The sequence below is a fragment of the Inquilinus sp. YAF38 genome (genome assembly GCF_052113205.1).
Lineage (GTDB): Bacteria > Pseudomonadota > Alphaproteobacteria > DSM-16000 > Inquilinaceae > Inquilinus.
The window spans coordinates 1-24,838 of the sequence record NZ_JBFRCU010000102.1; the positions used below are offsets into that span (position 1 = coordinate 1).

The 24,838-nt window shown below is 66.8% G+C and carries 31 protein-coding genes and 1 tRNA gene; 15 read left to right on the forward strand and 17 right to left on the reverse strand.

The features are described from left to right. Positions 1-253 precede the first annotated feature (253 nt). On the reverse strand, positions 254-679 hold the full coding sequence (locus AB4Z01_RS30910) for a cupin domain-containing protein (RefSeq protein WP_441700130.1): 426 nt from the start codon (positions 677-679) through the stop codon (positions 254-256). A gap of 184 nt (positions 680-863) precedes the next feature. Between AB4Z01_RS30910 and AB4Z01_RS30915 the strand changes: the two genes are divergently transcribed. Beyond that, the gene (locus AB4Z01_RS30915) at positions 864-1,145 is read left to right on the forward strand and encodes a hypothetical protein (protein WP_441700131.1); all 282 of its coding nucleotides are present in this window, start codon (positions 864-866) and stop codon (positions 1,143-1,145) included. A 191-nt stretch (positions 1,146-1,336) separates the two neighbouring features. Here the strand turns inward: AB4Z01_RS30915 and AB4Z01_RS30920 are convergent, their stop codons facing one another. Further along, complete coding sequence (locus AB4Z01_RS30920; protein ID WP_441700132.1) at positions 1,337-1,690, reverse strand: cupin domain-containing protein; 354 nt, start codon at positions 1,688-1,690, stop codon at positions 1,337-1,339. Positions 1,691-1,887: 197 nt separating this feature from the next. Here AB4Z01_RS30920 and AB4Z01_RS30925 point away from each other — a divergent pair, with 197 nt between their 5' ends. The 4 genes from AB4Z01_RS30925 to AB4Z01_RS30940 all read left to right on the forward strand — a co-directional run bounded on the left by AB4Z01_RS30925 (position 1,888) and on the right by AB4Z01_RS30940 (position 5,640). Then, positions 1,888-2,340: a VOC family protein gene (locus tag AB4Z01_RS30925; protein WP_441700133.1), complete on the forward strand. Its 453-nt coding sequence runs from the start codon at positions 1,888-1,890 to the stop codon at positions 2,338-2,340. Between the two features lie 144 nt (positions 2,341-2,484). Then, positions 2,485-3,357 carry a DNA-methyltransferase gene (locus AB4Z01_RS30930; protein WP_441700134.1) on the forward strand — a complete coding sequence of 291 codons (873 nt, stop codon included), beginning with the start codon at positions 2,485-2,487 and terminating at the stop codon, positions 3,355-3,357. After that, positions 3,350-4,681: an ATP-binding protein gene (locus tag AB4Z01_RS30935; RefSeq protein WP_441700135.1), complete on the forward strand. Its 1,332-nt coding sequence runs from the start codon at positions 3,350-3,352 to the stop codon at positions 4,679-4,681. Before AB4Z01_RS30930 ends, AB4Z01_RS30935 begins: the two co-directional genes overlap by 8 nt. Positions 4,682-4,686: 5 nt before the next feature. Continuing rightward, positions 4,687-5,640 (forward strand): O-methyltransferase, encoded by a 954-nt coding sequence (locus AB4Z01_RS30940; protein ID WP_441700136.1) that lies wholly within the window; start codon positions 4,687-4,689, stop codon positions 5,638-5,640. A 92-nt stretch (positions 5,641-5,732) separates the two neighbouring features. Here AB4Z01_RS30940 and AB4Z01_RS30945 read toward each other — a convergent pair whose 3' ends face one another. The 5 genes from AB4Z01_RS30945 to AB4Z01_RS30965 form a co-directional block, all read right to left on the reverse strand. Beyond that, entirely contained in the window at positions 5,733-6,905 is a 1,173-nt protein-coding gene (locus AB4Z01_RS30945) for a Gfo/Idh/MocA family protein (RefSeq protein ID WP_441700137.1), read from the reverse strand. Positions 6,906-7,146: 241 nt separating this feature from the next. Then, the gene (locus AB4Z01_RS30950) at positions 7,147-7,971 is read right to left on the reverse strand and encodes an ATP-binding cassette domain-containing protein (RefSeq protein ID WP_441700138.1); all 825 of its coding nucleotides are present in this window, start codon (positions 7,969-7,971) and stop codon (positions 7,147-7,149) included. Further along, positions 7,968-9,110, reverse strand: a complete 1,143-nt coding sequence (locus AB4Z01_RS30955) for an ABC transporter permease (RefSeq protein ID WP_441700139.1) — start codon at positions 9,108-9,110, stop codon at positions 7,968-7,970. Before AB4Z01_RS30955 ends, AB4Z01_RS30950 begins: the two co-directional genes overlap by 4 nt. 182 nt (positions 9,111-9,292) lie before the next feature. Next, complete coding sequence (locus AB4Z01_RS30960) at positions 9,293-10,246, reverse strand: sugar ABC transporter substrate-binding protein (RefSeq protein WP_441700140.1); 954 nt, start codon at positions 10,244-10,246, stop codon at positions 9,293-9,295. A gap of 135 nt (positions 10,247-10,381) precedes the next feature. Next, positions 10,382-10,999 (reverse strand): TetR/AcrR family transcriptional regulator, encoded by a 618-nt coding sequence (locus tag AB4Z01_RS30965; protein ID WP_441700141.1) that lies wholly within the window; start codon positions 10,997-10,999, stop codon positions 10,382-10,384. 70 nt (positions 11,000-11,069) lie between these two features. Between AB4Z01_RS30965 and AB4Z01_RS30970 the strand changes: the two genes are divergently transcribed. After that, entirely contained in the window at positions 11,070-11,717 is a 648-nt protein-coding gene (locus AB4Z01_RS30970) for an NnrU family protein (RefSeq protein WP_441700142.1), read from the forward strand. Between the two features lie 95 nt (positions 11,718-11,812). On the opposite strand, the gene pseC is transcribed toward AB4Z01_RS30970, so the two are convergent. Continuing rightward, on the reverse strand, positions 11,813-13,024 hold the full coding sequence (gene pseC / locus AB4Z01_RS30975; protein WP_441700143.1) for a UDP-4-amino-4,6-dideoxy-N-acetyl-beta-L-altrosamine transaminase: 1,212 nt from the start codon (positions 13,022-13,024) through the stop codon (positions 11,813-11,815). A gap of 56 nt (positions 13,025-13,080) precedes the next feature. Beyond that, a complete protein-coding gene (pseB, locus tag AB4Z01_RS30980; protein WP_441700144.1) occupies positions 13,081-14,121 on the reverse strand; it encodes a UDP-N-acetylglucosamine 4,6-dehydratase (inverting) in 1,041 nt (346 codons plus the stop codon). Positions 14,122-14,300: 179 nt separating this feature from the next. Between pseB and AB4Z01_RS30985 the strand changes: the two genes are divergently transcribed. Beyond that, positions 14,301-14,888, forward strand: a complete 588-nt coding sequence (locus AB4Z01_RS30985) for a TetR/AcrR family transcriptional regulator (RefSeq protein ID WP_441700145.1) — start codon at positions 14,301-14,303, stop codon at positions 14,886-14,888. A gap of 2 nt (positions 14,889-14,890) precedes the next feature. On the opposite strand, the gene AB4Z01_RS30990 is transcribed toward AB4Z01_RS30985, so the two are convergent. Together AB4Z01_RS30990 and AB4Z01_RS30995 are read right to left on the reverse strand one after the other, a co-directional pair. Next, a complete protein-coding gene (locus tag AB4Z01_RS30990; RefSeq protein WP_441700146.1) occupies positions 14,891-15,469 on the reverse strand; it encodes an HPF/RaiA family ribosome-associated protein in 579 nt (192 codons plus the stop codon). Positions 15,470-15,576: 107 nt separating this feature from the next. After that, a complete protein-coding gene (locus AB4Z01_RS30995) occupies positions 15,577-16,071 on the reverse strand; it encodes an anthrone oxygenase family protein (protein WP_441700147.1) in 495 nt (164 codons plus the stop codon). Positions 16,072-16,248: 177 nt separating this feature from the next. Here AB4Z01_RS30995 and AB4Z01_RS31000 point away from each other — a divergent pair, with 177 nt between their 5' ends. Next, positions 16,249-16,881, forward strand: coding sequence for a TetR/AcrR family transcriptional regulator (locus AB4Z01_RS31000; protein ID WP_441700148.1), 633 nt, complete (start codon positions 16,249-16,251; stop codon positions 16,879-16,881). Between the two features lie 21 nt (positions 16,882-16,902). Here the strand turns inward: AB4Z01_RS31000 and AB4Z01_RS31005 are convergent. Together AB4Z01_RS31005 and AB4Z01_RS31010 are read right to left on the reverse strand one after the other, a co-directional pair. Further along, positions 16,903-16,989: transfer RNA gene (locus AB4Z01_RS31005), tRNA-Leu, on the reverse strand. Positions 16,990-17,044: 55 nt separating this feature from the next. Beyond that, complete coding sequence (locus tag AB4Z01_RS31010; protein ID WP_441700149.1) at positions 17,045-17,536, reverse strand: Lrp/AsnC family transcriptional regulator; 492 nt, start codon at positions 17,534-17,536, stop codon at positions 17,045-17,047. A gap of 91 nt (positions 17,537-17,627) precedes the next feature. Between AB4Z01_RS31010 and AB4Z01_RS31015 the strand changes: the two genes are divergently transcribed. Genes AB4Z01_RS31015 through AB4Z01_RS31030 form a run of 4 tightly spaced genes read left to right on the forward strand, consistent with a single transcriptional unit; the run spans position 17,628 to position 20,147 of the window. Next, positions 17,628-18,590 carry a threonine ammonia-lyase gene (locus AB4Z01_RS31015; protein ID WP_441700150.1) on the forward strand — a complete coding sequence of 321 codons (963 nt, stop codon included), beginning with the start codon at positions 17,628-17,630 and terminating at the stop codon, positions 18,588-18,590. Between the two features lie 53 nt (positions 18,591-18,643). Then, the gene (locus AB4Z01_RS31020; protein WP_441700151.1) at positions 18,644-19,135 is read left to right on the forward strand and encodes a disulfide bond formation protein B; all 492 of its coding nucleotides are present in this window, start codon (positions 18,644-18,646) and stop codon (positions 19,133-19,135) included. Beyond that, a complete protein-coding gene (locus AB4Z01_RS31025; RefSeq protein ID WP_441700152.1) occupies positions 19,132-19,683 on the forward strand; it encodes a demethoxyubiquinone hydroxylase family protein in 552 nt (183 codons plus the stop codon). Before AB4Z01_RS31020 ends, AB4Z01_RS31025 begins: the two co-directional genes overlap by 4 nt. Positions 19,684-19,685: 2 nt before the next feature. Beyond that, positions 19,686-20,147 (forward strand): CreA family protein, encoded by a 462-nt coding sequence (locus AB4Z01_RS31030; protein WP_441700153.1) that lies wholly within the window; start codon positions 19,686-19,688, stop codon positions 20,145-20,147. 18 nt (positions 20,148-20,165) lie between these two features. On the opposite strand, the gene AB4Z01_RS31035 is transcribed toward AB4Z01_RS31030, so the two are convergent. Further along, positions 20,166-20,729, reverse strand: coding sequence for an HNH endonuclease (locus tag AB4Z01_RS31035; RefSeq protein WP_441700154.1), 564 nt, complete (start codon positions 20,727-20,729; stop codon positions 20,166-20,168). A gap of 118 nt (positions 20,730-20,847) precedes the next feature. Continuing rightward, the gene (locus AB4Z01_RS31040) at positions 20,848-21,528 is read right to left on the reverse strand and encodes an alpha/beta hydrolase (RefSeq protein WP_441700155.1); all 681 of its coding nucleotides are present in this window, start codon (positions 21,526-21,528) and stop codon (positions 20,848-20,850) included. Positions 21,529-21,596: 68 nt separating this feature from the next. Between AB4Z01_RS31040 and gluQRS the strand changes: the two genes are divergently transcribed. Together gluQRS and AB4Z01_RS31050 are read left to right on the forward strand one after the other, a co-directional pair. Continuing rightward, entirely contained in the window at positions 21,597-22,469 is an 873-nt protein-coding gene (gene gluQRS / locus AB4Z01_RS31045; RefSeq protein ID WP_441700156.1) for a tRNA glutamyl-Q(34) synthetase GluQRS, read from the forward strand. A gap of 35 nt (positions 22,470-22,504) precedes the next feature. Continuing rightward, positions 22,505-22,966: a GNAT family N-acetyltransferase gene (locus AB4Z01_RS31050; protein ID WP_441700157.1), complete on the forward strand. Its 462-nt coding sequence runs from the start codon at positions 22,505-22,507 to the stop codon at positions 22,964-22,966. A gap of 119 nt (positions 22,967-23,085) precedes the next feature. On the opposite strand, the gene AB4Z01_RS31055 is transcribed toward AB4Z01_RS31050, so the two are convergent. Together AB4Z01_RS31055 and AB4Z01_RS31060 are read right to left on the reverse strand one after the other, a co-directional pair. Then, the gene (locus AB4Z01_RS31055; protein ID WP_441700158.1) at positions 23,086-23,280 is read right to left on the reverse strand and encodes an SHOCT domain-containing protein; all 195 of its coding nucleotides are present in this window, start codon (positions 23,278-23,280) and stop codon (positions 23,086-23,088) included. Between the two features lie 56 nt (positions 23,281-23,336). Further along, on the reverse strand, positions 23,337-24,215 hold the full coding sequence (locus AB4Z01_RS31060) for a DUF4743 domain-containing protein (RefSeq protein ID WP_441700159.1): 879 nt from the start codon (positions 24,213-24,215) through the stop codon (positions 23,337-23,339). Positions 24,216-24,407: 192 nt separating this feature from the next. Between AB4Z01_RS31060 and AB4Z01_RS31065 the strand changes: the two genes are divergently transcribed. Continuing rightward, a partial coding sequence (locus AB4Z01_RS31065; RefSeq protein ID WP_441700160.1) for a hypothetical protein occupies positions 24,408-24,838 on the forward strand: 431 nt, incomplete at its 3' end.

Consider the following 24,838-nt stretch of genomic DNA (forward strand, 5'->3'; position numbering starts at 1 on the left):
GGGCGGACATGCCCTGGGCCTGGAAGCCCATGGCCAGCGCCTCGGCGACATGGGCCAGGCGGGACAGCGTCGCGAGGTCGGCCTCGTCCGTGGCCGGCGAAGCGGCGGAGGGATTCCTGAACCTGGTGGTGCCATCGACCATTCCTGAATTAGAACAAAACAGGAACTAATAGTCAAGCGAAACCGCATCTGCCGCCGGATCGTCATTGCCGGCCGGCGCAGCGATCGGCCCCGTCGCGGGCGGGAGCGGCGGTCAGGCGCCGGGAACCACCGGCACCAGCCCGTAGCGCAGCATGACCTCCTTCATCCGTGCCGGGTCGGGCGCGCCGCCGACGGCCAGGGCGGCGACCTCGCGGAAATAGGCGGGGCCGAGCATGCCGGGGGTGAGGACGGCGAGGCAGACCGCCGGCTCCTGCGTGTCGTTGCGGAAGCCGTGCACGATGCCGCGGCGGATAAAGACCGAGTCGCCGGGCCCGACCGGCATGTCGTGGCCGTCGACCTGGAAGGTCAGGGTGCCGGCCAGGCCATAGGCCACCTCGTCCCAGCTCTCATGGTAGTGCGRCACCGGCATCCGGGCGTTCGGCTGCACCGTCATCCGGAACATGTCGAGGCTGTCCGCGGTGTCGTCCTTGCTGTGCAGGAACTCCAGCGCCAGCCCGCCCATCCTGATCGTCTCCATCGTGTCCTCCCTGGGGGCTTGTTCGTGCCCACCTCCTGGAAGGGTGAGCCATCCCGACCGCGGCGGCAATGGCCGGGTCCGCCTGGCGCATGCCGGCATGCCGCGGGAGCATTGGCCGGGCGAGCACCGGGCCGATACGGTCGGTTACGCTTGTAGCAATCGTCCATCCATCCAGGGGGCTCGAATGGCAGACGACCAGGCAGTGGCCGAATTGCGGAAGCAGGTCGAGGCGCTGGAACACAGGGTCAAGGTCGTGGAGGGCCGGGCCCAGGCGGTCTACGGGATCGCCGCCGACCTGAAGAAGGAGTTCAAGGGGCTGGGCGACACGGTGACGACGGTCCAGAAGAGCGTTTCCGAGACGGGGAAGGCGTTCAAGGGCCTGCAGACCCAGGTCAAGACCGTCGGGTCGACCGTCAAGTCGCTCGGCAAACCCAGCGACTTCAAGAAGCTGCTGAAGGGGCGCTGAACAGGCCGGGGGTATGGCCCCTCCCGCGGGGGACCTTCTCAGAACAGCAGCCCTTCCCTTTGTCATCATTCCCGCGAACGCGGGAATCTCTTCCCGGTCAAAGCGCGACGAGATCCCCGCTTTCGCGGGGATGACGGTTTTGGTGGGGATTCTGAAGGGTCCCCCGGGGAGACGCCTTCAGCCGAGCCGGCTCAGGCGCGCTTGATGTCGAAATGCTTCAGCACGGCCTCTTCGATCCGCCAGACGCCGCTGAAGCCGGGCTCGACGACGAAGGCGTCGCCGGGGCCGACCTGGACCGGGGCGCCGCCGTCCGGGGTGATGGTGATGCGGCCGCGGATGATGTGGACGAATTCGTATTCGGTGTAGGTGGCGTGCCAGCTGCCCGGCGTCGCCGCCCAGGTGCCGGACAGCATCGACCCGTCGGCGGAGGTGTGCTGCACCCAGGTCTGCATGGTCGGCTTGCCCTCGACCACGCGCCAGCCGTCGAGGTCGGCGGTGATGGGCTCGCCGGTGGGGGCGCCCAGCTTCACGATCGTTTCGGCCATGATTCTCTCCGCGTCTCGGTCGGCCGGCCGGCGCCGGATGCGCCGCCATTGCCGGGCGCGACTGTGCCGGCCCGCGCCGGCGATGGCCACCCCGGGCGCGACCATCCCTGGCACGGGATCGCCATGCGACCCGCTCCGCTTGGTCGTTCGGGCGTTGCGGCGGTATTCTGCGGGCCAGGCAGCCGGAGGACACCGCCATGCCCGAACTCCGCAAGGCCCGTGCCGTCGGGTTCAACCATATCGCGCTCGAGGTCGGCGACATCGACGAAGCGCTGGCCTTCTACGGAAGGCTGCTCGACTTCACCCTGCGCGGCCGCTCCGAAGGCATGGCCTTCATCGACCTGGGCGACCAGTTCCTGGCGCTGCAGCAGGGTCGCCGCCAGGGGCCGGACGACGGCAGGCATTTCGGGCTGGTGGTGGACGACAAGGCGGCGGTGCGCGCGGCGCTGGCCGAGGCCGGGGTGGCGGTGCTGCCCGGCCCGTTCCTTGATTTCCTGGACCCCTGGGGCAACCGCATCGAGGTCGTCGGCTACGACACCATCCAGTTCACCAAGGCCCCGCATGTGCTGCGCGGCATGGGCCTGTCCCATCTCGGCAAGACCCAGCAGGCGATCAAGGAGCTGACGGAGAAGGGGATGGGGCCGGGGTGAGGGGTGTGAGACAATCAGATAATTGTCAGTGGATCCGCTGGCCGCTTTCGCATAGCGTTTTTGGCGGGATCGTCCGTAACGTCTTGGGTCATGATGGAACTATTTTCACAGCTCAGTTCAGGCCCCACAGGGGCCCACCTGTGGATGGGCGATGCGCTCGATTGCCTGGAGCGGCTTTCTCCGGCCTCAGTCGACCTCATTGTCACCTCCCCTCCCTACTTTGTTGGAAAGGAGTACGATGCGTCTCAGAGTGTGAAAGATTTTGTTGCTGAGATACGGCGCGTTCTTCCCGCCATGATGCGCTGCCTCAAGCCCGGTGGAAGTTTATGCTGGCAAGTTGGCAATCACGTTCAGAATGGTCGCTTGACTCCCTTAGATGCGGTGATCGTTGCAGAGCTGCAATCTGACAATATTTTTCTCCTTCGAAACAGGATTGTTTGGACATTCGGTCACGGAGTTCATGAAGGAAAGAGATTCAGCGGCCGACATGAGACCGTTCTTTGGTATACGAAGGGAGCTGAATATCATTTCGACCTTGACGCCTCCAGAGTGCCTCAGCTTTATCCAGGAAAGAGACACTACAAGGGGCCCAAGAAAGGCAGCTGGAGTGGGAATCCACTGGGAAAGAATCCGGGTGATGTCTGGGATATTGGAGACGTTTGGGGCATCCCCAATGTCAAAGCCAGTCATATAGAGAAAACCGAGCACCCATGCCAATTTCCGACGGCGCTTGTCAGACGGTTAGTTGTTGCTCTGTCCCCGAAAGGCGGTTTGGTTGTTGATCCGTACTTGGGATCCGGCACCTCTGCCGTAAGTGCTCTTCTTGAAGGACGGAATGCCGTTGGATGTGATTTGGAACGAAAATATTTGCAGATCGCAGAAAGCCGTATTCAATCCTTAATCCAAGGAAACCTGCCAGTCCGGGAGGACATTCCCGTGCGTATGCCTGATCCGGATGAAAGCGTAGCAAAGTTACCGCCGCATTTTAGACCGATGATGGAGACAGTAGATGGCTGAGATAATTAAGGCTGATGCTAGTCCAGAGAAGAGATTGTTTATTTCCCTAATAACACGAGATATATCTCTGGTGGCTGCCTTTCTAGATCTGATAGATAATTCCATAAATGCTGCCGTCGAGCCGGTTTCAGATAAATTAGAGACAGCAGAGGATTACCAACGAGCCCTCCAAGATGAAGCTACAAAACCGACTGTCGATATATTTTTAAAATTGGATAAGGATCGTGTTGAGATCAAAGATACTGCGCCGGGAATTTCAGCAAAAGTTGCGGCAGAACACGTTTTCAAATTCGGCCGAGCGTCAGGGTCGGGTCACGAGAGTGATCGTTTGTCGGTTTATGGTATCGGCCTGAAGCGTGCTATTTTTAAGCTCGGTAACAAAATCGTCATCCGCTCAGATCACATCGAAGGTGGATTTGACTTAGATTTGGATGTCGCCAAATGGGCTAAAGACGCACAACAGCCCTGGACTTTTTTGATCACACCCCGGCAGCCTGCAAAAGCAGAGGATTGTGGCACTACCATAGAAGTTACTGAACTATATGATGATACTAGAAGAAGGTTGGCGGATGGTGTATTTTTCGGTCAATTACGAGAGTCAATATCTAAAACGTATGCTTTTTATCTTTCGAAATTTGTAAAAATATACGTAAACGAAATCCGTATTGAAGGATTTGATATAAAAATAGGCAGTAACCATGCCTCGGAAATTTTCGCCGTCGACGACGTTACGTGTGCAGTAACCGCTGGGATTGGAGAGCCTCAAGCGGGTAGCTTTAGGGATAAGTCATCTGGATGGTTTGTATTTTGCAACGGGCGCGCGGTAATATCGGCTGACAAAACACCATTGACAGGTTGGGCGGGAGGTGGTTTGCCGATCTTTCAGCCGAAGCATAGGCCTTTCCTAGGCACGGTTTTCTTCGTCTCCAGAGATGCTGAACGGCTCCCGTGGACGACAACCAAATCTAGTATCAACGAGGACAGTGCAGTTTGGCAGGAAGCCAAGCGTTATATGGCGACGATTGGTAGGGTGGTCATTTCTTTTCTTGATAGCCGATACAACGATGAGGGCACCGAACTTGCAAGTTTGGATTTACAGACTGCTGCTGGAGAACGCGTGAGTGTCATTTCTGCCGCCGTGTCTCAAAAACGAATGTTCGAGTTGCCTAAACAATCAGCTCCGGAAAGTATGCGAATACAGTATGACGCAAAAGTTTCTGACGTGAAACGCGTCGAAGAGTATCTGAGGCGCCCCGGAATGGGAGGGGCGGAGGTTGGCAGGCACACATTTCACTACTTTCTTCGAAATGAGGTTGGGGAATAATAAAAATGGCGCGCTCTACTGCAAAATTCATTTCATATGATCTTCGACCGTCCAAGCAAACCGAACGCCGAATCCTTTTGGATTTGATGAAAATTGCGGGAGATTGTGGGCTTCCTATTTCAAGTTATCGATATATTGGTATGGGAGCCAATCGATTTTACGATTTCCTATTGATACATAAATACCTTGGAATACAAAAAATGATAAGCCTAGAACACGACGATGAAATGTATAAGCGCGCCCTATTTAACGTCCCATATGGATTTATAGATGTCAAAAACAGCGATGCCGCAAGCTTTATTGCTACTGACGCTCTTTCTGATCCATGTCTTCTTTGGCTTGATTATGATGGTGGAATTGGTTCACGTACAGTGAGTGATATTTCTTCCCTATCAACGAAGCTCAAAGTTGGGGATTTTTGCTTTGTCACTGTCTTTGGTGGTCCGCCGAGAGTTTTGGATCGCGAGAACGATGAAACAAGACTGGTATGGCTTCAAGACAATCTAGGAGACGTCGCTGGTGAAGTAACCATGGCAGACGTCGAACGATCTGCGTTCCCCGACGCAGTCCACAAAGTGTTGATTGCCGCCTTCCGCAACGCGTTTTCGGTACGAAGAGATGGTGGGTTTGTTCCATTTTTGCAGGTCGAATATTCAGACAGTTTACCAATGGTTACCGTTGGTGGTGGCTTCTTGGCCGACGGACAGGCTTCAAGTTTTAAAACGCGGGTTTCTCGAGCGCTACCATTTCTGAGCACCGAGGCGACGAAACTTTATGAGATTCGATCTATGCACCTAACAGAGCGCGAGAGGGTCTTATTTGATAAAGCTGCTACGAAAAAGAATAAGGTATCTTCGGAAAAGAATCAGCTTAAAGCTCTGGGTTTCAAAGAGCATGAGATATCGACATATAGAGATTTAATTCGTTATCTCCCAAGATATGTAGAGACAATAGTGTAACTATAATCAATCGAAGTTAAGATTTTTCTCCTGTTAATCAATCATGACTTATTTTAGGGCTGAGTTGGTGGCTCGGTCGGCTTTTCTTCAACTTACCCCTCCACACCCACCCACGTCCGTTCCGCCGCCGACCGCCCGATCGCCTCGCTCACCCGCTCCAGCGCCGCGGCCGCCGCGAAATCCGGATAGGCGGCCGCCCCGCCGGCGATGGCGTCCAGCAGCTGCGCCACCTCGATCACCTTGAGGTCGTTGAAGCCGAGGCCGTGCCCGGCGGCGGGGCTGAAGGCGCCGTAATGCGGGTGGGCCGGGCCGGTCAGCACCGTGCGGAAGCCGTTGCGGTCGCCCGGCGCCGCACCCGGCTGGAACAGCTGCAGCTCGTTCATCCGCTCCTGGTCGAACAGGATCGCGCCCTCGGTGCCGAACACCTCGAAGGCCAGGTGGTTCTTGCGGCCCCAGGCCACCCGGCTGGTCGCCACCGTGCCGATGACGCCGTCGGCGAAGCGCAGCAGGGCGTGGGTCTGGTCCTCGTTCTCCACCTTCGCTGTCTCCGTGGTGACCGCGGCGGCGCCGTCGCGGCGCTCGCGGCCCTCGCCGGCGGCGGGCAGGGGGCGCTCGGCGATCACCGTGCGCTGGTCGGCCGAGACCTCGGCCACCGGGCCGATCAGGGCCAGCGCGACGCTGAGGATGTGCGAGCCGATGTCGCCCAGGGCGCCGCTGCCCGCCTGGTCGCGCCGGCAGCGCCAGGACATCGGCACGGCCGGGTCGGCCATGTAGTCCTCGTCGCTGATGCCGCGGAAATAGGTGACGCGGCCGATGGCGCCGTCGCGGATCAGCCGTGCTGCGAAGGACACGGCCGGGCTGCGCAGGTAGTTGTAGCCGACCATGGTGGTGACGCCGGCCTGGGCGGCGGCCGCCGCCATCTCCGCCGCGTCGGCGGCGTTCAGCGCCAGCGGCTTCTCGCAATAGACGTGCTTGCCGGCCTCGAGCGCCGCCAGCGCCATCGGCTTGTGCAGCAGGTTGGGGGAGGTGACGGCGACGAGATCGACCTTGGGGTCGGCGACCAGATCCTGCCAGGTGCCGGTGGCGCGGGCGAAGCCGAAGCGGTCGGCGGCCCTTTGCGCGGCGCCGGCATCGATGTCGGCCACCATCTCGAGCCGGGCGCCGAGTTTAGTGCGGAACACCGCGGGCGCGGCCCGGAAGGCCAGGGCATGGCATTCGCCCATGAAGCCGGTGCCGATCAGGCCGACGCCGATGCTGGTGGTCATGTGTGGTCTCTCGCCTCTGTCCGCCCTCCTTTGGGGAGGGACGATCTGGAAGGCGGGGCCGGTGCCGCCCTGGTCTTCTCGCATTCCCTTTCCTGTCATGCTCGGGCTTGACCCGAGCATCCAGGGGCCCCGAGCACCGCTCTCGAAAGCCCCTGGATCACCGGGTCAAGCCCGGTGATGACATTGAAAAGAAGATGGCACTGAAAGGAAACGACGTCGCTGCGGACGGAGGAGGCCTCCGCTAAGCCGCCGCGTCGCTGCGTTCGAATTCGGCGAGCTCGGCGGTCAGGCTGGCCAGCTCCTGGCCGCCGGCCATCATCTCCAGCACCTGCTCGCGGCTGATCTCGCTCTTCGGATAGGTGCCCAGGCAGCGGCCGCGGTTCAGCAGGGTGAAGGTGTCGGCCACCGGATAGGCGTGGTGCACATTGTGGGTGATGAAGATCACCCCCAGCCCGCGCGCCCGCGCCTGCACGATGTAGCGCAGCACCACCGAGGCCTGCTTGACGCCCAGCGCCGAGGTCGGCTCGTCGAGGATCAGCACCTTGGCGCCGAAATGCACGGCGCGGGCGATGGCGACGCATTGCCGCTCGCCGCCCGACAGGGTGCCGACCGCCTGGCCGGGGTCGCGCACGTCGATGCCGATCTCGCGCATCGCGGTGCGGGCGATGGCATTGGCCTTGTCCATGTCGATGCGCCGGGTCGGGCCCCAGCCGACCGTCGGCTCGCGGCCCATGAAGAAGTTCCGGGTGATGCTCATCAGCGGCACCATCGCCAGGTCCTGGTAGACCGTGGCGATGCCGTGGTCGAGCGCATGGCGCGGCGAGCGGAACTGCACCGGCTGGCCCTCGACCAGCATCCGGCCGTCGCTGGGCTGGTGCACGCCGGCCAGGGTCTTGATCAGGGTCGACTTGCCGGCGCCGTTGTCGCCCAGCAGGGCCAGCACCTCGCCGGCGCGGACCGAGATGGTGATGTCCTTCAAGGCCACCACCGAGCCGAAATACTTGCAGACGCCGTGCAGCTCGACGAGGGGCGCGGCCCCCGCGGGGGGAGTGGATGCAGTGGTCACGACCGGCCTCCCGTCACCTTGCGGCGGATGTAGTTGTTCACGATCACGGCCAGCAGCAGCATCACCCCGAGGAAGACCTTGAACCAGTCGGTGTTCACGCCGGAGTAGAAGATGCCCATCTGCACCACGCCGAAGATCAGCGCGCCGAAGGCGGCGCCGATCACCGAGCCGTAGCCGCCGGTCAGGAGCGTGCCGCCGATCACCACGGCGATGATGGCCTCGAACTCCTTCAAGAGGCCGCGGTCGGCGGCGGCGGAGCCGAACTCCATCACCTGGCAGGCGGCGAAGACGGTGGCGCAGAAGGCGGTGCCCATGAACAGCAGGATCTTCACCCGGCCGACCGGCACGCCCATGTTGCGGGCCGCGACGTTGTCGCCGCCGACGGCGAAGATCCAGTTGCCGAAGCGGGTGCGCAGAAGGATCCAGGCGCCGACCGCGGTCAGCACCACCCACCACACCACCATGACCGGCAGGCCGGGGACGATCGGGCTGCCGTCCGGGAAGCTGTCGATCAGCCCGGCGCCGGCGGCCCAGCGGTACAGCCCGTCCAGCACCGTGCCGTAGAACAGCGGCGCCAGCCAGTCGGCCGCCGCCGGGTCCTTCACCCCGCCGACGATGGTGCGGTTGGTGAACAGGATCGACAGCGCGATGGTCATGCCGCGCAGGATGAACAGGAAGGCCAGGCTGACGATGAAGCTGGGCAGGCCGGTGCGCACCACCAGCCAGCCGTTCAGCGCGCCGATCGCCAGCGCGCCGGCGAAGGCGAAGACCAGCGACAGCCAGACCGGCCAGCCGAAGAACACGGTCGGGATCGCGATCATCATGCCGGCGAAGCCGATCATCGAGCCGATCGACAGGTCGAACTCGCCGGCGACCATCAGCAGGCTGGCGCCGACCGCGAGGATGCCGAGCTGGGCCGACACCACCAGCCAGTTCGAGATGCCGTCGGCGCTGAACATGCCGGAGCCGCCGGCGGTGATGCCGAAGAAGACGAAGACCAGCACGGTGCCGGCCATGGCGCCGAGCTCGGGGCGGGAGAGCAGGCGCGAGGCGAGGGAGACCGAGCGCATGCGCTCGTCCCCCGCGGGGCGGGGAGCCCGGCCCGGCGGCATCCTGGTGTCGGTCTGGATGGTGGTCATGGCGTCTTCCGGGCTTGGGGCGGGAAGAGGGGAGGCTGCCGGGGCGGCGGCGCTTCCGGTCGTCCTCGTTCCTTCCTGTCATTGCCGGGCTTGACCCGGCAATCCAGAGGGTTTCGACAGTCTCTGGATGCCCGGGTCGAGCCCGGGCATGACAGAAAAAGGGACGTGAGGGTAGGGGGTGCTTACCGGTATTCGCCGGCCAGCTTCTCGACCAGGGCGATGTTGTCCTTGGTGATGAAGCCGGGGCCGGAGTTGATGTTGTTGCTGGGGATGACGCCGTAGCGGACGTAGTTCGCCAGCAGCACCACCGGCAGATAGCCCTGCAGGTAGGGCTGCTGGTCGATGGCGAAGGTCACCGTGCCGTCCTTGATGCCGGCGGCGATCGCGGCGCTCAGGTCGAAGGTGGCGAAGAAGATCTTGCCGGCCTGCTTGTTGGCCTGCAGCACGGCGATGGTCGGCTCGGCCGAATTCGGCCCCAGGGTCAGGATGCCGTTGGTGTCCGGATGGGCGCGCAGATAGGCCGAGACCTTGGTCTGCACCTCGCCCGGATCCATGCCCGAATCGACCATCTGGTCGCCCAGCTTCACGCCCAGCGCGTCGGCGAAGCCCTGGCAGCGCTCCACCGAGGCCGGGTTGGTGATGTAGTGGTTGACGCACAGGAACTTGGTGACCCCGGCCGCCTTGGCCTTCTCGCCCGCGCCCTTGCCGGCGTCGTATTCCGGCTGGCCGATATGCATCAGCGCGCCCAGCTGCTTGCTCTGCTCCGCGGTGCCGGAATTGATGGTGATGACCGGGATGCCCTTCTTCACGGCATCCATGATCGGGCCCTTCAGCACGTCGAAATCGGCGATCGTGATGATGATGCCGTCGGGCTTCGACGCGGTGGCCTGCTGCACGATGCGGGCCATGTCGGCGAGGTCGCCGGTCGACGGGTTCTGGTAGTCCACCTTGGCGCCGACCTGCTGGCCCGCCTCGCGGATCGCGGTCTTGATGGTGTTCCACCAGCTGTCGGAATCGGGCGCGTGGCTGATCAGCACGAAGCGCTCATTGGCCGCCTGCGCCGCCTGGGGTGCGGCCGCCAGGCCCAGCACCATGGCGGCACCCATGGCCGCGCCGCACAGCAATGTCCGAAGCATTCCTGGTTCCTCCCTCGGTTTTGTCGTCCGATTCATCGGCTCGGGAGCGGGCGTCTGCCAGGTCCGGCGCCGGTGTCGGTTGATCACCGGAATTGAACAGGATTTTTAACCGGAACGCAATTCAGAATTTCTGTTCTATTTCTGGTCCGGCCGTTTCACGGACTCGCCGGCGACGCGGAGGCCGGCCTCCAGAATCGCCGCGGCCCGGTCGGCCAGCACATCGAGCCCGCCGTCGCGCACCAGCTCCTCGGACAGCTGGCCGGAGATGGCGAGGAGGGCCAGGCCATGCGCTTGGGCCCAGGCGGCCACCACCGCGGCCCGGTCCGCCCCCGGCGCAACACGGTGCACGGCGCGGCGCAGGCCGTCATAGGCCTGCTCCGACTCCGCCCGTAGCGCCGGGTCGGCCGATTTCTCCACCGCCCCGTCGAACATCAGCCGGAACAGCCCCGGCTGCTCCCGGGCGAAGCCGAGATAGCAGCGGAACCCGGTCGTCAGCCCGGTCGCTGCCGGCACTGACGCCATCCGGGCGGACAGGGTGGCGAACCCTTCCGCCGCCACCGCGGCGAGCAGCGCCTGCTTGGTCGGGAAGTGGCGGTAGGGCGCGTTGTGCGAGACGCCGACGCGGCGGGCGACGTCGCGCAGGCTCAGCGCCTCCGGCCCGGATTCCTCCAGCAATGCGCGCGCCGCCGCCACCAGGGCCCGGCGCAGGTCGCCATGGTGGTAGGGCTGGCCGGCCTGCTCCGATGTTGACACGGTCCACATCCGTCCATATGTTGCTGACGTCAACATCGACCGGATCGGTCCTGCTGTAAAGGCCGCAACGATGCTCTCTCTCGTCCTCGCCGCGCTGTTCTGGGTGGTGCTGCATCTCGGCGTCGCCGGCCCGCTCCGGCCGATGCTGCACGCCCGGCTGGGCGAGATGGGCTATCGCGGCCTGTTCTCGGTGCTCAGCGCCGTCGGCCTGGTCTGGCTGGCCCTGGCCTATCGCGGCGCGCCCACTGAGCCGCTGTGGGCCCCGGTGCCGTTCTGGATCCCGGCGGTGCTGGTGTTCCTGGGCTTCGTGCTGCTGGCCTACAGCTTCGGCCCGTCCAACCCGACCCAGGTGGGGGCGGAACGGATGGGCAGCGTGCTGCCGGTCGCCGGCATCACCCGGATCACGCGCCATCCGATGTTGTGGGCCTTCTCGTTGTGGGCGCTCGCCCATCTGACGGTGAACGGCCATTGGGCCGGGGTGCTGCTGTTCGGCGCCATCCTGGTCACGGCGCTGAACGGCATGGTCTCGATCGACCGCAAGCGGGCGGCGCGGCTGGGGCCGGCCTGGGACGACTTCGCCCGCCGCACCTCGCGCCTGCCCTTCGCGGCGGTGGCGTCCGGCCGCGGCCAGCTCGTGCTCGGCGAGCTGGCCGCGTGGCGGCTCGGCCTCGGCATCGGGCTGTATGTCGCCGCGCTGTGGCTGCACGGATTTCTGTGACGGCGTAGGTTGGGTTCGCTCCTGGGCGAACCCAACAATGGCTCGGGCTGCGGGATGTTGGGTTCGCGTTGCGAACCCAACCTACGAAGGCCGGATCAGCCGATGACCTCGCGCAGCGCCTCGACCACCCGTTCGACATCGCCGTCCTGCATGGCGGGGAACAGCGGCAGCGACAGGCAGCTGGCGTAGAAGGATTCGGCGCCAGGCAGGGGGCGGCGGCCGTAGATGTCCTCGTAATAGGGCTGCCGGTTCACCGGGATGTAGTGCACCTGGGTGCCGATGCCCTTGGCATGCAGGGCGCGCACCACCTGGCCGCGGGTCCGGCCGATCGCGGCGAAGTCGATCAGCACCTCGTAGAGATGCAGCACCGGGTCGCAGCCCGGCGCCTTGGCGATCGGCCGCAGCACGGGGGCCAGCGGCGCCAGCGCCGCGTCGTAGCGCGCCGCCAGGGCCCGCCGGCGGGCCTTGAACCAGTCCAGCTTGCGCAGCTGGCTGAGGCCCAGCGCGGCCTGGATGTCGGTCAGCCGGTAGTTGAAGCCGATCTCCTGCATCTCGTAGTACCAGGGGTTCACCCCGGCCTGGGCAGGGTCGACCGCCAGCTCGGTGTTGACGAAGGTATCCGGGTCCCGGGTCATGCCGTGCGAGCGCTGCCGGGCCAGCTTGCGCTGCAGCTCGGGATCGGCCGAGGTGACCATGCCGCCTTCGCCCAGCGCGATGGTCTTGACCGGGTGGAAGGAGAAGCAGGCGAGGTCGGAATGGGTGCAGGTGCCGACCTGGACCCGGCCCTCCGCCGTCTCGTACTCCGTGCCCAGCGCGTGGCAGGCATCCTCGATCACGAAAGCGTCGTGCCGGCGGGCGATCTCGGCGATCGGCGCCAGGGCCACGGTCTGGCCGGCGAGATGCACCGGCAGCACGGCGCGGAACCGGCCCCCCGGATGGATCTGCGGAATCCGGTCGACCGCCGTCTCCAGATCCTCCGGCCGCATCAGCCCGGTCGCCGGGTCGACATCGGCGAAGACCACGTCGGCGCCGACATAACGGGCGCAGTTGGCGGTGGCCAGGAAGGTCACCGCCGGGACGACGCAGACATCGCCGGGCCCCAGGCCCAGCGCCAGCGTCGCCAGATGCAGCGCCGCGGTGCCGTTCGAGCAGGCGGCGGCGAAGGGCGCGCCGGTGGCGGCGCAGAAGGCGCGCTCGAACTCGCCGACCGTCGGGCCGGTGGTCAGATAATCGGCCTGCAGCGCCCGGGCGACGGCGTCGATGTCGTCCTGGTCGATATACTGGCGGCCATAGGGCAGGAAGGTCACGGTGATCCCCTCTGAACCGCGGGCCCTGGGAGTTAGAAACGGCCCCGGAGGGGCCGTCAGTTCGCGTGCCGCTCCAGGATCTCCAGCAGCGCGCGGTCGTCCAGCCATTCGGCGTTGTTGTCGCTGCCGTAGCTGAAGCGGTCGGCGACCGGCTTGCCGCCGCCCTCCTCGACGAAGGAGGTGCGGGTGTATTCGCCGAACTGCGGCTCGATCACATAGCGGTCGGCCAGCTCCACCGTCGCGTGCGAGTCATCGACCGCGATCATCGCCTCGTGCAGCTTCTCGCCCGGGCGGATGCCGACGGTGCGGTGCGGCAGGCCGGGCGCCAGGGCGTTGGCCAGATCGGTGATCTTCATGCTCGGGATCTTCGGCACGAAGATCTCGCCGCCGCGCATCAGCGTGAAGTTCGACAGCACGAAGTTGACGCCCTGCTGCAGCGTGATCCAGAACCGGGTCATGCGGTCGTCGGTGATCGGCAGCGACTCCGCCTTCTGCTCCAGCAGCTGGCGGAAGAACGGCACCACGCTGCCGCGCGAGCCGACGACGTTGCCATAGCGGACCACGGCGAAGCGGGTGCCGATGTCGCCCGACAGGTTGTTGGCGGCGACGAAGGTCTTGTCCGAGGCCAGCTTGGTGGCGCCGTACAGGTTGACCGGGTTGCAGGCCTTGTCGGTCGACAGGGCGATGACCTTCTTGATCCGGTTCTGCAGCGCCGCCCAGACCACGTTCTCGGCACCCAGGATGTTGGTGTGGATGCACTCCGACGGGTTGTACTCGGCGGCCGGCACCTGCTTCAGCGCCGCCGCATGGATGATGTAGTCGACGCCGCGGGTGGCCAGCGCCAGCCGCTCGCGGTCGCGCACGTCGCCGAGGAAGAAGCGCATGCAGGCATGCACCTCGGGCGGGTAGGCGGCCCGCACGGCGTTCTGCATGTCGTACTGCTTGAGCTCGTCGCGCGAGAAGATGATCAGCTTTCGCGGCCGGTAGCGCTGCAGGATGGTGGAGACGAACTTGCGGCCGAAAGAGCCGGTGCCGCCGGTGACGAAAAGGACCTTGCCGTTCAGGTCGATGAGATTGTCGTCAAAAGTGCGATACATGAATCACCAGCGCTGTTGAATCGGGCGGCCAGTCGCATCGAAACCTTGGAGGCCGGCCCGAAACCGCGCCGCCCCCGCAATATGAGTATCTCAGGCTATAACCTGCACGCGTGGTGATTTGCAACGCAACCCGCATGTGCGGCCGGCCACAATTCGTCCGATGGGAGTGTGATCAGGAGATGCGCCCAGCCCCTGCCAGGAAGCTGCCGAGGGCGGAGCGGCGCGACCAGCTGCTCGACACCGCGCTGGCGATCGTGCGCGAGGAGGGGACGGACGCGCTGACCCTCGGCCATGTCGCCGAGCGCGCCGGCGTCAGCAAGCCGATCGCCTATGAGCATTTCGGCACACGCTCCGGGCTGCTGATCGCCCTCTATGAGCGCATCGATGACCGCCAGGTGGCGGCGCTGCTGCAGGCGCTCGAGCGCACGCCGCGGCAGCTCGAGGACATCGCCCGGGTGATGAGCGACGCTTATATAACCTGCTATCTCACTGTCGGACCGGAAGCGCATGCCATCACCGCCGCGCTGAGCGGCGACGGGCAGATGGAGGCGTTCCACCAGCGGCTGCTCGACCGCTATGTCGCCCTCTATCAGGAGGCGCTGGCGCCGTATTCGGCCCTGCCGCCCGACGCGCTGCACCTGCGCTGCGTCGGCCTGATCGGCGCGGCGGAGGCGATCTCGCGCGACATGCTGCGCGGCCGGGTGGACGCAGCCAGGGCCACCGAGGCCCTGGCTGCCCTGATCGTCGGTGGGCTGGCGAAGGCCTAGCCTTACTCGGCGCTGCGATCGGCGCCCAGCAGGCGAATCGAACTGGCCTGCGGGCCCATCGGGCCTTCGCCGGTGGCCAGCGTCAGATGCACCATCGTCCCGGCTGTCAGCTCGTCGAAGCGACCGTCGACCACGGCGTTGCGGGTGAAGTACAGGCTGCCGGCCTGCTTCGCCTCGACGAAGCCGTAGTCCCGGTCGGGAAACAGCCGGGTGATCGTGCCGGTCTCACCCGCCGCCTCATGCGCCTTGACCTCGCCCTGGATGATGCGGGCCGCCTCGTCCAGCTTGCGCTCGACCACGTCGAAGCTGCGGTTGACCACCGCGGCGTGGTCGCGCGGGCTGTGCCGCTCCTCCATGTCCTTGACCACGATCAGGGGCTTGCCCGGGATCTCGGCTTCGACCGAGATGCCGAGCGGCGGCCGCGCGCCCTGGGCGCTGCGATGAGGAGCCTCGATCACCACGCGGCAGCCGATCAGCTTGGGGTAAAGGCGGTCGAGCCGGTCGACGCGGTCGCGCACGATCGACTTCACCGCTTCCGATCCTTCGATGTTCTTGAACGAGAGCTGTAACGGCTTCTGCATGTGTCGGGCCTCCATCGCATCGGTCCGAGGGGCTGTTGCCCTCACCTTGCGAACGGCCCGGGCGGCCGGGAGTTCCCCGGCCGCGACAGGATGCGCCGAGGCCGCGATCAGGCCGCGGCCGGCCAGCGCCAGGCGATGGTGAAGCAGCCCGCGGCCGCCAGACCGGTCGCCGTGCGCACATGGTTCCAGAGGTTCCAGCTCGGGATGTAGCGGGCCCAGATTGCGGCGCCCTCGGCGCTGGCCGGGTCGACCGCCGCGAGGGCGTTGTTCAGCGGCACGTTGCCCGTCATCGTCACCACGATGTTGCCGGCGAGGTAGAGCACGGCCCCGGCCAGCACCAGGGTCGGGTGGGCCTCGGCCCAGCCGAGCAGGGCACCGGCGGCCACGATGATGCACAGCACGGCCGTGCCCATGAAGGCGGCCATGAACAGCGGGTTAATCACCACGATGTTGATCGACTGCATGGCGGCGATGCCCTGCGGCGCCGGCAGGCGGGCCAGGGCGCCCAGCACGAAGGTCGAGAAGGCGAAGAAGATGCCGCCGACCAGGCCGGAGCCCAGCGCCGACAGCAGGACCAGGACCGACATCAGCCGCTCGCCCATTTCAGCTCTCCATCGTCAGGGCAGGGGAGGGTGACTCAGCCGACCGGGACCGGTTTGCGCTCTTGCATCGAACTCACCGACGGGGCCATGATCCTCTCCTAATGTGAGTGTTTATCATATTTACGAATGTGATAATCCCTCACATTCGGTGCGTCAAGAGGATTCCAAGGAACTGTCATGGCCGTCGACATCTCCGCCGCCGATCCGGCGGGTTCGCTGCGCCGCGAGCCGAGCCAGCGCCGCAGCCGCGAGCGGGTGGAGCGGATCCTGGCGGTGGCGACCGGGCTGATCGCGGCGCAGGGCAGCGACGCGCTGCGCATGGCCGAGGTGGCTGCGAAGGCCGGCATCTCGATCGGCTCGCTGTACCAGTACTTCCCGGACAAGGCGGCGATCATCCGCACCCTGGCGGAGCGCATCAACGCCGAGGGGCGGGCCTGCATCGAGGAGGGCTTACGGGACGTGCGCGACGCCGCCGGCCTGCGCGACGCCTTCGGCCGGCTGATCGACATCTATTACGGGCTGTTCCTGGCCGAGCCGGTGATGCGCGACATCTGGTCGGGCCTGCAGGCCGACAAGGGCTTGCGCGAGATCGACCTGGAGGACAGCCGGATCAACGGCCGGGTCCTGGCCGAGGTGCTGGCCCGGATCGATCCAGGGGCCGACCCGGCCGGGCAGTTCACCCGTGCCTTCCTGGTGATGCAGCTGGGCGAGGCGACGATGCGCCTCGCCATCTCGGTCGGCCGCGAGGAGGGAGACGCACTGGTCGAGACCTATAAGCGCATGGCGCTGCGGGAACTGGCGCCGGAATAAAGGCTGACGACTTCAGGAAGGTGGTGCGGGCGGTCGGGGTCGAACCGACACTCTGTCACCAGAACTGGATTTTGAGTCCAGCGCGTCTGCCAATTCCGCCACGCCCGCAGCGGGGCCGCATCATAAGGGGCGGCGGACTCCCGTCAACGAAATTGCGCGGTGCTCAGGTCCCGGCACCGGCGGTCGGCAGGGCCAGCCCGATCTTCACCGCGTCGAACACGAAATGGGTATCGAAGCGCTTGATGTTCGGGTCGGTCATGAACAGCCGGTCGACGGCCTCGCGGCAGGCCCGCATGCCGGTGACGGCGAGAATCACCAGATAGTCCCGGCTGCCGGCCAGGTCATAGCATTGCTGCACCTCCGGCGCCGCCCGCATGCGGTCCTTGAAGGCGCGGTGCAGGGCGACCGATTCCTGCTCCAGCATCACGAACACGGCAGCCAGCACCACACTGTCGAGCCGGCCGGGGTCGAGCACCGCGATCTGCCGCAGCAGCAGGCCGTCGGTGCGGTAGCGGGCGATCCGGCGCTGCACCGCACTGGGCGACAGGCCGACCGTGTCGCCGAGCTCCTCCAGCGTCCGGCCGCTGTCGGCCTGCAGCAACGCCAGCAGCTTGTGGTCGAGGCGGTCGAGGACCGGGGCAGGCTTGGTGCTCATGCAAGAATTTTGCGTCGGCGTGCATGAGATTTCAACAACAGCCGGGCCGGTGCCGGCTAGAGTCCCGGCAGCTCAACCGAGGAGACGCGCCATGCAGCCGGGACCGCCGATCACGCCGCAGCAGATTCTCGCCGCCCGGGCTGCGATCGACCCGGTGTTCCTCGATTCGCCGGCGATGTCGCACGGCGCGCTGGACGAGGCGCTGGGCTGCGCCTGCCTGCTGAAGGTCGAGACGCTGAACCCGATCCGCTCGTTCAAGGGGCGCGGCACCGAGGCGGTGGTGGCGGCGCTGGAGCCGCGCCCGGCCGCGGTGGTCGCCACCTCCAGCGGCAATTTCGGCCAGGGTTTGGCACGGGCCGCGGCCCGGCGCGGCATCGCCGCCACCATCCTGGCGCCGGCCTGGGCCAACCCGCTGAAGCTCGAGGCGATGCGCCGGCTCGGCGCCACGGTGCGGCTGGCCGGGCCGGAGGATGGCGCCGGCAAGGACCTCGCCCGCCGGATCACGGCAGAGACCGGGGCGCTGTTCGTCGAGGATGGCGGCCATCCGGTGATCTCCGCCGGCGCTGGCGTGATTGCCCAGGAGCTGACCGCTGCCGGTCATCAGCTCGACGACGTCATCGTGCAGATCGGCGACGGCGCTTTGGCGACCGGCATCGGCTCCTGGTTCAAGGCGCATGCGCCGGAGGTGCGGATCGTCGGCGTGGTGGCGCGCGGGGCGCCGGCCATGGCGCAGTCCTTCGCCGCCGGGCGGGCGATCGACACGCCGGACACCGACACCATCGCCGACGGCATGGCGATCAGCCGACCGGTGCCCTCGGCGGTGGCGCAACTGCGGGCCTGCGTCGACGAGATCCTGCTGGTCGACGACGACGCCATCCTCGACGCAGCGCGGCTGCTGCTGCGCACCGCCGGGGTGCTGGCGGAACCGTCCGGCGCCGCCGGCCTGGCCGCGGTGCTGACCAATCGCGACCGCTTCACCGGCCGCCGGGTGGCGACGGTGATCACCGGCAGCAATCTCGATGCCGCCTTTCAGGCCCGGCTGCTGGGCGGCTGATCGCGACATTTGGGCGCTAGGCGGCGCATCGGCCGCGCGGCATGATCCGCGCCATGTTGCGCCGCCTCGATCTCCTCTCCTGGCTCACGGCCGCCCTGGGCGTCGTCGTGCTGGGCACCGTGCTCGCCTCACAGTATCTCGGCGGGCTGCAGCCCTGCGAGCTGTGCCTGTACCAGCGCTGGCCCTGGGGGGCGGCGATCGTGCTCGGGCTGCTGGCGGCGGTGATTCGCCCGGCGCGGCGAGTCCTGGTGCTGCTCGCCGGGCTGGTGATCCTGCTCGGCGGGCTGCTGGCGGTCTATCACGCCGGGGTCGAGTATGGCTGGTTTCCGGGCTTCACCGCCTGCACCGGCGCCCTCTCCTTCGGCAATGGCGACGTCGCCGCCCTGCGCGACCAGCTGCTGAATGCGCCGGTGGTGCGCTGCGACGTGCCGGGCTTCGTCCTGTTCGGGATCTCGATGGCGGGGTATAACGCCATCCTGTCGGTGATCGCGGGGCTGGTCCTCCTGATCGCCGGGAGCCGACCAGGCAGCTCGAGGACAGCATGACCGTCTCCCGCCGCCGCGCTCTGCCGGGCGACCTGCCCCGCCGCGAGCGGATCGCCCGGATGATCCGGGTCGACCATGCCGGCGAATACGGCGCCAAGCGGATCTATGAAGGCCAGCTCGCCGTGCTCGGCCGCGGCCCCAAGGGGCCGGTGATCGAGCATATGGCGGAGCAGGAGCGCGAGCATCTCGACACCTTCGACCGGCTGGTGGCGGATCGCGGCGTGCGCCCGACGCTGCTGCACCCGCTATGGCATGTCGGCGCCTTCGCCATGGGCGCGGCCACGGCGCTGCTGGGCGACCGCGCGGCGATGGCCTGCACGGTGGCGGTCGAGGAAGTGATCGACGACCATTATGCCCGCCAGGCCGAGGCGCTGGGCGAGGACGAGCCGGAGCTGAAGGCGGTGATCGAGCGCTTCCGGGCCGAGGAGCAGGAGCATCGCGACATCGGCCTTGAGCACGAGGCCGAGCAGGCGCCCGGCTACCGCCTGCTCTCCGGCGCGGTGAAGGCGGCGACGCGCACCGCGATCTGGCTGTCGGAACGGGTCTGACGATGCGGTTGCCTGCTCTCTTTTTCGCCGCGGCGGCGCTGCTGGCCGCTTCCGGCGCCCGGGCCGAGGATGTCGGCTGCGTCAACACCGCCTTCAAGCTGATCGGCCCGGACCACAAGGTCTGCGTCGAGGCCTTCACCGACCCCGACATCCCGGGCGTCGCCTGCTATCTCAGCCAGGCCCGCACCGGCGGCGTCTCCGGCTGGCTCGGCCTGGCCGAAGACCCGTCGCGCTTCGCCATCGCCTGCCGCCAGGTCGGCCCGATCACCCTGCCGGACCGCATCGACCGGCAGAAGGAGGTGTTCGACAGCGCGACCTCGATCCTGTTCAAGGAGACGCAGGTGGTGCGGATGTACGACCGACCGCGCAACACGCTGGTCTACCTGTCCTATTCGACCAAGCTGGTCGACGGCTCGCCCATGAACAGCGTTGCAGCCGTGCCGGTGATGCCCTGGGCGCAGTAGAGGACGGCCGAGCCGGGCTCAGTGCTCCAGCTCGGTGTCCCAGTACAGGAAGTCGCGCCAGCTCTGGTGCAGAAAATTGGGCGGAAATGCCCGCCCGTTCTCCTGCAGCTCATAGGTCGTCGGCTGTTGCGGCGGCGTCAAAGGGTGCATGCCGCAATAGCTGGGCAACTGGTGCCCCTTGCGCAGATTGCAGACCGAACAGGCCGCGACCACGTTGGTCCAACTGGTGCGCCCGCCGCGAGCCCGCGGCACGACGTGATCGAAGGTCAGCTCCTGCGACGGCAGGCGCTCGCCGCAATACTGGCAGCTGAAGCGGTCGCGCAGGAACACGTTGAACCGGGTGAAGGCCGGGCGCCGCGCCGAGGGGATGTACTCCTTCAGCGAGATCACGCTGGGCAGCCGCATCTCGAAGGACGGGCTGCGCACCACGCGGTCGTATTCGGCGATTATGTTCACCCGGTCGAGGAAGACGGCCTTGATCGCCTCGTACCAGGGCCACAGGGACAAGGGGAAGTAGCTCAACGGACGGAAGTCTGCGTTGAGGACGAGAGCCGGGCAGTTTTCGGGTGGGGGAGACACCATCCCACTCCTTCGCCTTCATCTCTGGCCGCGGACCCTCCGCGGATGCCATGGGTATACCGAAGAACCCCAGTTGACCGCAATATCCTGCGCTGAAACCCCAGGAAATGTCACGATCTCGTCACGCCGTTCCGCCCACCGCCTGCGGCAGGTGGCGGCGCAGCATGTCGAGGCCGGCGACCAGCCCCTCGGGGTCGATGCCATGGCCCAGGTCGGGGCGGGCCAGGGTCTCGACCTCCACCCCGGCGCCGCGCAGCGCCTGGGCCGCCGCGGCCAGGGCGGGGAAGGGCACCACCGGATCGGCCTCGCCATGCACCAGCAGCACCGGCGGGCGTGAGACGATGTCGCGGGCCAGGGTCGGGGCGCCGAGCAGCGCGCCGGAATAGCCGACCACCGCGGCGCAGGCGTGCGGCCGCCGCAGCGCGGTGTAGAGCGAGGTCATGGTGCCCTGGCTGAAGCCGACCAGCGCCAGGTCGGCATCCGTCAGCCCGCGCTCGGCCAGCGCCTGGTCGAGGAAGCCGTTCAGGATCGGCAGCGTGGCCTGCAGCCCGGCCTCCATCACCGCGGGCGTGCGGTCCTGCAGGCTGAACCATTGCCGGCCATAGGGCGCCATGTCGCAGGGCTGGGGCCCGTCCGGTGCCAGGAACTCGGCCTCGGGCAGGTAGCGGGCCCAATGCGGCGCCATCCCGATCAGGTCCTGGCCGTCGGCGCCGACGCCGTGCAGCAGGACGACCAGCGCCTTGGGCGCGCGGCCGCTGGCGGGGGCGAGGCGGGGGCCGAAGAGGGTGGGTGTCGTATCCATGCGCCATCTGTCCCGGCGCTGCCGTCTCTTGTCAACCGCGGCCGGGCTTCCCTACTGCTGTGTCAGCCATGACCGTCGTGACCCGCTTCGCCCCCAGCCCGACCGGCTTCCTGCATCTCGGCCACGCCCATTCGGCGCTGGCCGGCTGGTGCCGCGCGCGCCAGGCGGGCGGGCGCTTCCTGCTGCGGATCGAGGATATCGACCAGGGCCGCTGCCGGCCGGGGTTCGAGGCGGCGATCCTGGAGGATCTGGCCTGGCTGGGTCTCGACTGGGACGGGCCGGTGCGGCGCCAGTCGGAGCATTGGGGCGACTATCGCGCGGCGCTGGCGGTGCTGGAGGGGCAGGGGCTGATCTATCCCTGCTTCTGCACCCGGCGCGAGATCCAGGCCGAGGTGGCGGCGATGCAGAGCGCGCCGCACGGCAGCGCGCCGCGGGGCCCGGCGGACACGCCGGACGGTACGCCGTTCTATCCCGGCACCTGCCGCCGCCTGCCGCCGCAGCAGCGTGCCGAGCGCCTGGCCGAGGGCCGGCCCTATGCGCTGCGGCTCGACATGGCCGAAGCGATACGGCGTGCCGGGCCGTTGGGCTGGACCGACGAGCTGGCTGGCGAACAGGTCGCGCGGCCGGAGCGGCAGGGCGACGTGGTGCTGGCGCGCAAGGAGACGCCGACCAGCTATCACCTGGCGGTGACGGTGGATGACGAGATCCAGGGCGTCACCGTGGTCACCCGCGGCCGCGACCTGTTCGAGGCCACGCATGTCCACCGGCTGCTGCAGGCGCTGCTCGGCTATCGGGTGCCGGTGTGGCGCCACCACGCGCTGCTGACCGATTCGGCCGGCAGACGCCTGGCCAAGCGCAGCGACGCCGCGTCGATCCGTGCTTATCGGGCGGAAGGCAGATCTGCGGCGGAGGTGCGGGCGCTGGCGGGGTTTCCGGATTAGCATCGGCGATGGGACCCACCGATTCCGGAGCCGAGATGTCCGCCGCACCGACCGTTCGCTTCGCCCGCCCCGCCGATTTCGACCAATGGCTGCCGCTGTGGGACGGCTATAACGAATTCTACGGCCGCGTCGGCGAGACCGCGCTGCCGGCGGAGATCACCCGGGCCACCTGGGCGCGCTTCTTCGATGCCTATGAGCCGGTGCACGCGCTGGTGGCGGAGGCCGACGGCCGGCTGCTCGGCCTGACGCATTACCTGTTCCACCGCAGCACCACCATGCTGGGCCCGACCTGCTACCTGCAGGATCTGTTCACCAGCGCGGCGGCGCGCGGCCGGGGCATCGGCAAGGCGTTGATCGAGGGCGTGTACGAGCAGGCCAGGGCCGCCGGCGTCACCCGCGTCTACTGGCAGACGCACGAGACCAACCAGACCGCGATGCGGCTCTACGACCAGGTGGCCGACCGGTCGGGTTTCGTCGTCTATCGCGGGCGTCTCTGACGCGCCTCCCTTCGACTTCTGTCATGCCCGGACTTGATCCGGGCATCCAGAGAATGTCGACAACCTCTGGATTGCCGGGTCAAGCCCGGCAATGACAGTGAGGTAGCGAGCCGCCTGGCCTATTTGTCCAGGATCTTCTCGCGCTGGTCTTCGTACTCGTCCTGGGTGATCGCGCCCTTGCGGTAGGCGTTGTCCAGGTCGATCAGTTCCTGCCCCGTCGTCGCACCGGCGGTGCCGGGCGGCGGCGTGTGGCTGCCGCCGCCGCAGGCGGCGACCGAAAGGACCAGGGCGAGGGCGAGCGGCAGGAATCGCATGGAAGCTCCAGGGTCGAGAATGGCTGTTGAACGCCACGCGGCAGTGTTTGTTCCGGTCAGCGGGCACCGCTGCCGGAGGGTGGATCGGTAGGCTCGCGCAGACCGCGGCACAGCGCCAGATAATCCGGCTGCTCCGGCCCCACCACCCCGCGGCGGATCGCCAGGTCGATGATCACCAGGGCGACGTTGAACTTGAAATCCTCGGTGTCGCGCACCTGCTCCAGCACCGCCGCCAGCGGCCGGCGCTCGAAGCTCTCGACCTCGCCGTCGGTGTTGCGCGGCGCGAAGCCGGGCGCCAGCGCCAGGTCGTAGACAAACAGCGTGTCCCGGCGCAGCCCCTCGGCCGTGTCCATCATGTAGGTGATGGCGCCGGCCGGCACCGCTTGCCGCGCCAGCTCCGGCGGGATTCCCGCCTCCTCGCCGCATTCCTTGATCACGTTCTCGGCGAGGCTCAGGCCGTCCGGCTGGCCACCGGCGACGATGTTGTCGAGCTTGCCGGGCGCCAGCGCCCGGTCGGCCGCGCGCTTGGCGATCCACAGCAGCGGGCCGTCCGCCGTCTCGACCACGCCGTTGAGATGGATGCCGAAGGATTTGATGCCCAGCGCCACCGCGGCGCCCCGGTCGACCGTGGCCAGCAGCGGCGCGCCCCATTCGGTCAGCACCGGATAACGCTCGTGCCGGCGCTTGCGCACCAGCGCGGCCTCGATCAGCCGGTCGGTGACCTCCTCCAGTGCCTCGGTCCGCGCCTCCGGCCCGGACAGGCGCTCGTCCAACCGCCAGCCGCTTCCCTCCGGCCGCAGCGGCCCGGGCCGGCGGTCGAGCAGATCGGCCACCGGCGGGGTGACCCATCCGGCCACGGTGTCGCCGATCCGCCAGGGGCGCAGCCGGGCGGGATCATGGGCGGTGCAGGTGCGGATTCGGTCGAGCAGGCTCATGGCTTCGGTCTAGAGCATGTCGGGCGCGCGGGAAACGGCGATCCTTCGGCGTCTCGCCCGGGCCGGCACGCGAGGCGTGCAACCGGCGGCGGGAAGGCTTACCTTGGCGCGACCTCGGCATTGACGGCTTCGGGGATGGAGGAATTGCGGGTGCGGCAGTTGGGGATCGGTCGGATCGCGACGACAGGCGGGGTGGCGCTGTTGCTGCTGGCCCTGGCCGGGCCGGCCGCGGCCGCGGTCGATCTCGGCAACCTGTCGGCCGACGACATGCGGGCGCTGCAGCGCATCCTCGAGACCGAGCGGACCAACGCGTCAAAGCGCCTGCCCTCCGGCATGTCCGTGACCGTGATCAAGACCCAGACCTCGCCGCGCGTCTGCCRCATCTTCCGCATCGGCCGCCAGGGCCAGGAGGGCCAGGCGGTGGGCTGCCGCATCGGTGCCCAGCGCTGGGCGCTGAACGCCTCGATCGATGCGGCCCAGGCCGTCCCGGTCGAGCCGTCGCCGCAGGAGCCGGTGGCGGTGCGGCCGAAGGTGGTGGCCCAGTCCCAGCCGGTCCAGAATTCGGAAGACGACGGCGTGGAGGAGGCCGGGGCGACGCCCGCACCGGCGGCCCCGGCCCGCAG

Excerpts from the sequence above, each read along its gene's own strand:
- AB4Z01_RS30915 (WP_441700131.1), top strand. The coding sequence starts at position 864 with ATGGCAGACGACCAGGCAGTGGCCGAATTGCGGAAGCAGGTCGAGGCG.
- AB4Z01_RS30920 (WP_441700132.1), bottom strand. The coding sequence starts at position 1,690 with ATGGCCGAAACGATCGTGAAGCTGGGCGCCCCCACCGGCGAGCCCATC.
- AB4Z01_RS30925 (WP_441700133.1), top strand. The coding sequence starts at position 1,888 with ATGCCCGAACTCCGCAAGGCCCGTGCCGTCGGGTTCAACCATATCGCG.
- AB4Z01_RS30930 (WP_441700134.1), top strand. The coding sequence starts at position 2,485 with ATGGGCGATGCGCTCGATTGCCTGGAGCGGCTTTCTCCGGCCTCAGTC.
- AB4Z01_RS30935 (WP_441700135.1), top strand. The coding sequence starts at position 3,350 with ATGGCTGAGATAATTAAGGCTGATGCTAGTCCAGAGAAGAGATTGTTT.
- AB4Z01_RS30940 (WP_441700136.1), top strand. The coding sequence starts at position 4,687 with ATGGCGCGCTCTACTGCAAAATTCATTTCATATGATCTTCGACCGTCC.
- AB4Z01_RS30945 (WP_441700137.1), bottom strand. The coding sequence starts at position 6,905 with ATGACCACCAGCATCGGCGTCGGCCTGATCGGCACCGGCTTCATGGGC.
- AB4Z01_RS30955 (WP_441700139.1), bottom strand. The coding sequence starts at position 9,110 with ATGACCACCATCCAGACCGACACCAGGATGCCGCCGGGCCGGGCTCCC.
- AB4Z01_RS30960 (WP_441700140.1), bottom strand. The coding sequence starts at position 10,246 with ATGCTTCGGACATTGCTGTGCGGCGCGGCCATGGGTGCCGCCATGGTG.
- AB4Z01_RS30970 (WP_441700142.1), top strand. The coding sequence starts at position 11,070 with ATGCTCTCTCTCGTCCTCGCCGCGCTGTTCTGGGTGGTGCTGCATCTC.
- pseB (WP_441700144.1), bottom strand. The coding sequence starts at position 14,121 with ATGTATCGCACTTTTGACGACAATCTCATCGACCTGAACGGCAAGGTC.
- AB4Z01_RS30985 (WP_441700145.1), top strand. The coding sequence starts at position 14,301 with ATGCGCCCAGCCCCTGCCAGGAAGCTGCCGAGGGCGGAGCGGCGCGAC.
- AB4Z01_RS30990 (WP_441700146.1), bottom strand. The coding sequence starts at position 15,469 with ATGCAGAAGCCGTTACAGCTCTCGTTCAAGAACATCGAAGGATCGGAA.
- AB4Z01_RS30995 (WP_441700147.1), bottom strand. The coding sequence starts at position 16,071 with ATGGGCGAGCGGCTGATGTCGGTCCTGGTCCTGCTGTCGGCGCTGGGC.
- AB4Z01_RS31000 (WP_441700148.1), top strand. The coding sequence starts at position 16,249 with ATGGCCGTCGACATCTCCGCCGCCGATCCGGCGGGTTCGCTGCGCCGC.
- AB4Z01_RS31010 (WP_441700149.1), bottom strand. The coding sequence starts at position 17,536 with ATGAGCACCAAGCCTGCCCCGGTCCTCGACCGCCTCGACCACAAGCTG.
- AB4Z01_RS31015 (WP_441700150.1), top strand. The coding sequence starts at position 17,628 with ATGCAGCCGGGACCGCCGATCACGCCGCAGCAGATTCTCGCCGCCCGG.
- AB4Z01_RS31020 (WP_441700151.1), top strand. The coding sequence starts at position 18,644 with ATGTTGCGCCGCCTCGATCTCCTCTCCTGGCTCACGGCCGCCCTGGGC.
- AB4Z01_RS31025 (WP_441700152.1), top strand. The coding sequence starts at position 19,132 with ATGACCGTCTCCCGCCGCCGCGCTCTGCCGGGCGACCTGCCCCGCCGC.
- AB4Z01_RS31030 (WP_441700153.1), top strand. The coding sequence starts at position 19,686 with ATGCGGTTGCCTGCTCTCTTTTTCGCCGCGGCGGCGCTGCTGGCCGCT.
- AB4Z01_RS31035 (WP_441700154.1), bottom strand. The coding sequence starts at position 20,729 with ATGGTGTCTCCCCCACCCGAAAACTGCCCGGCTCTCGTCCTCAACGCA.
- AB4Z01_RS31040 (WP_441700155.1), bottom strand. The coding sequence starts at position 21,528 with ATGGATACGACACCCACCCTCTTCGGCCCCCGCCTCGCCCCCGCCAGC.
- gluQRS (WP_441700156.1), top strand. The coding sequence starts at position 21,597 with ATGACCGTCGTGACCCGCTTCGCCCCCAGCCCGACCGGCTTCCTGCAT.
- AB4Z01_RS31050 (WP_441700157.1), top strand. The coding sequence starts at position 22,505 with ATGTCCGCCGCACCGACCGTTCGCTTCGCCCGCCCCGCCGATTTCGAC.
- AB4Z01_RS31055 (WP_441700158.1), bottom strand. The coding sequence starts at position 23,280 with ATGCGATTCCTGCCGCTCGCCCTCGCCCTGGTCCTTTCGGTCGCCGCC.
- AB4Z01_RS31060 (WP_441700159.1), bottom strand. The coding sequence starts at position 24,215 with ATGAGCCTGCTCGACCGAATCCGCACCTGCACCGCCCATGATCCCGCC.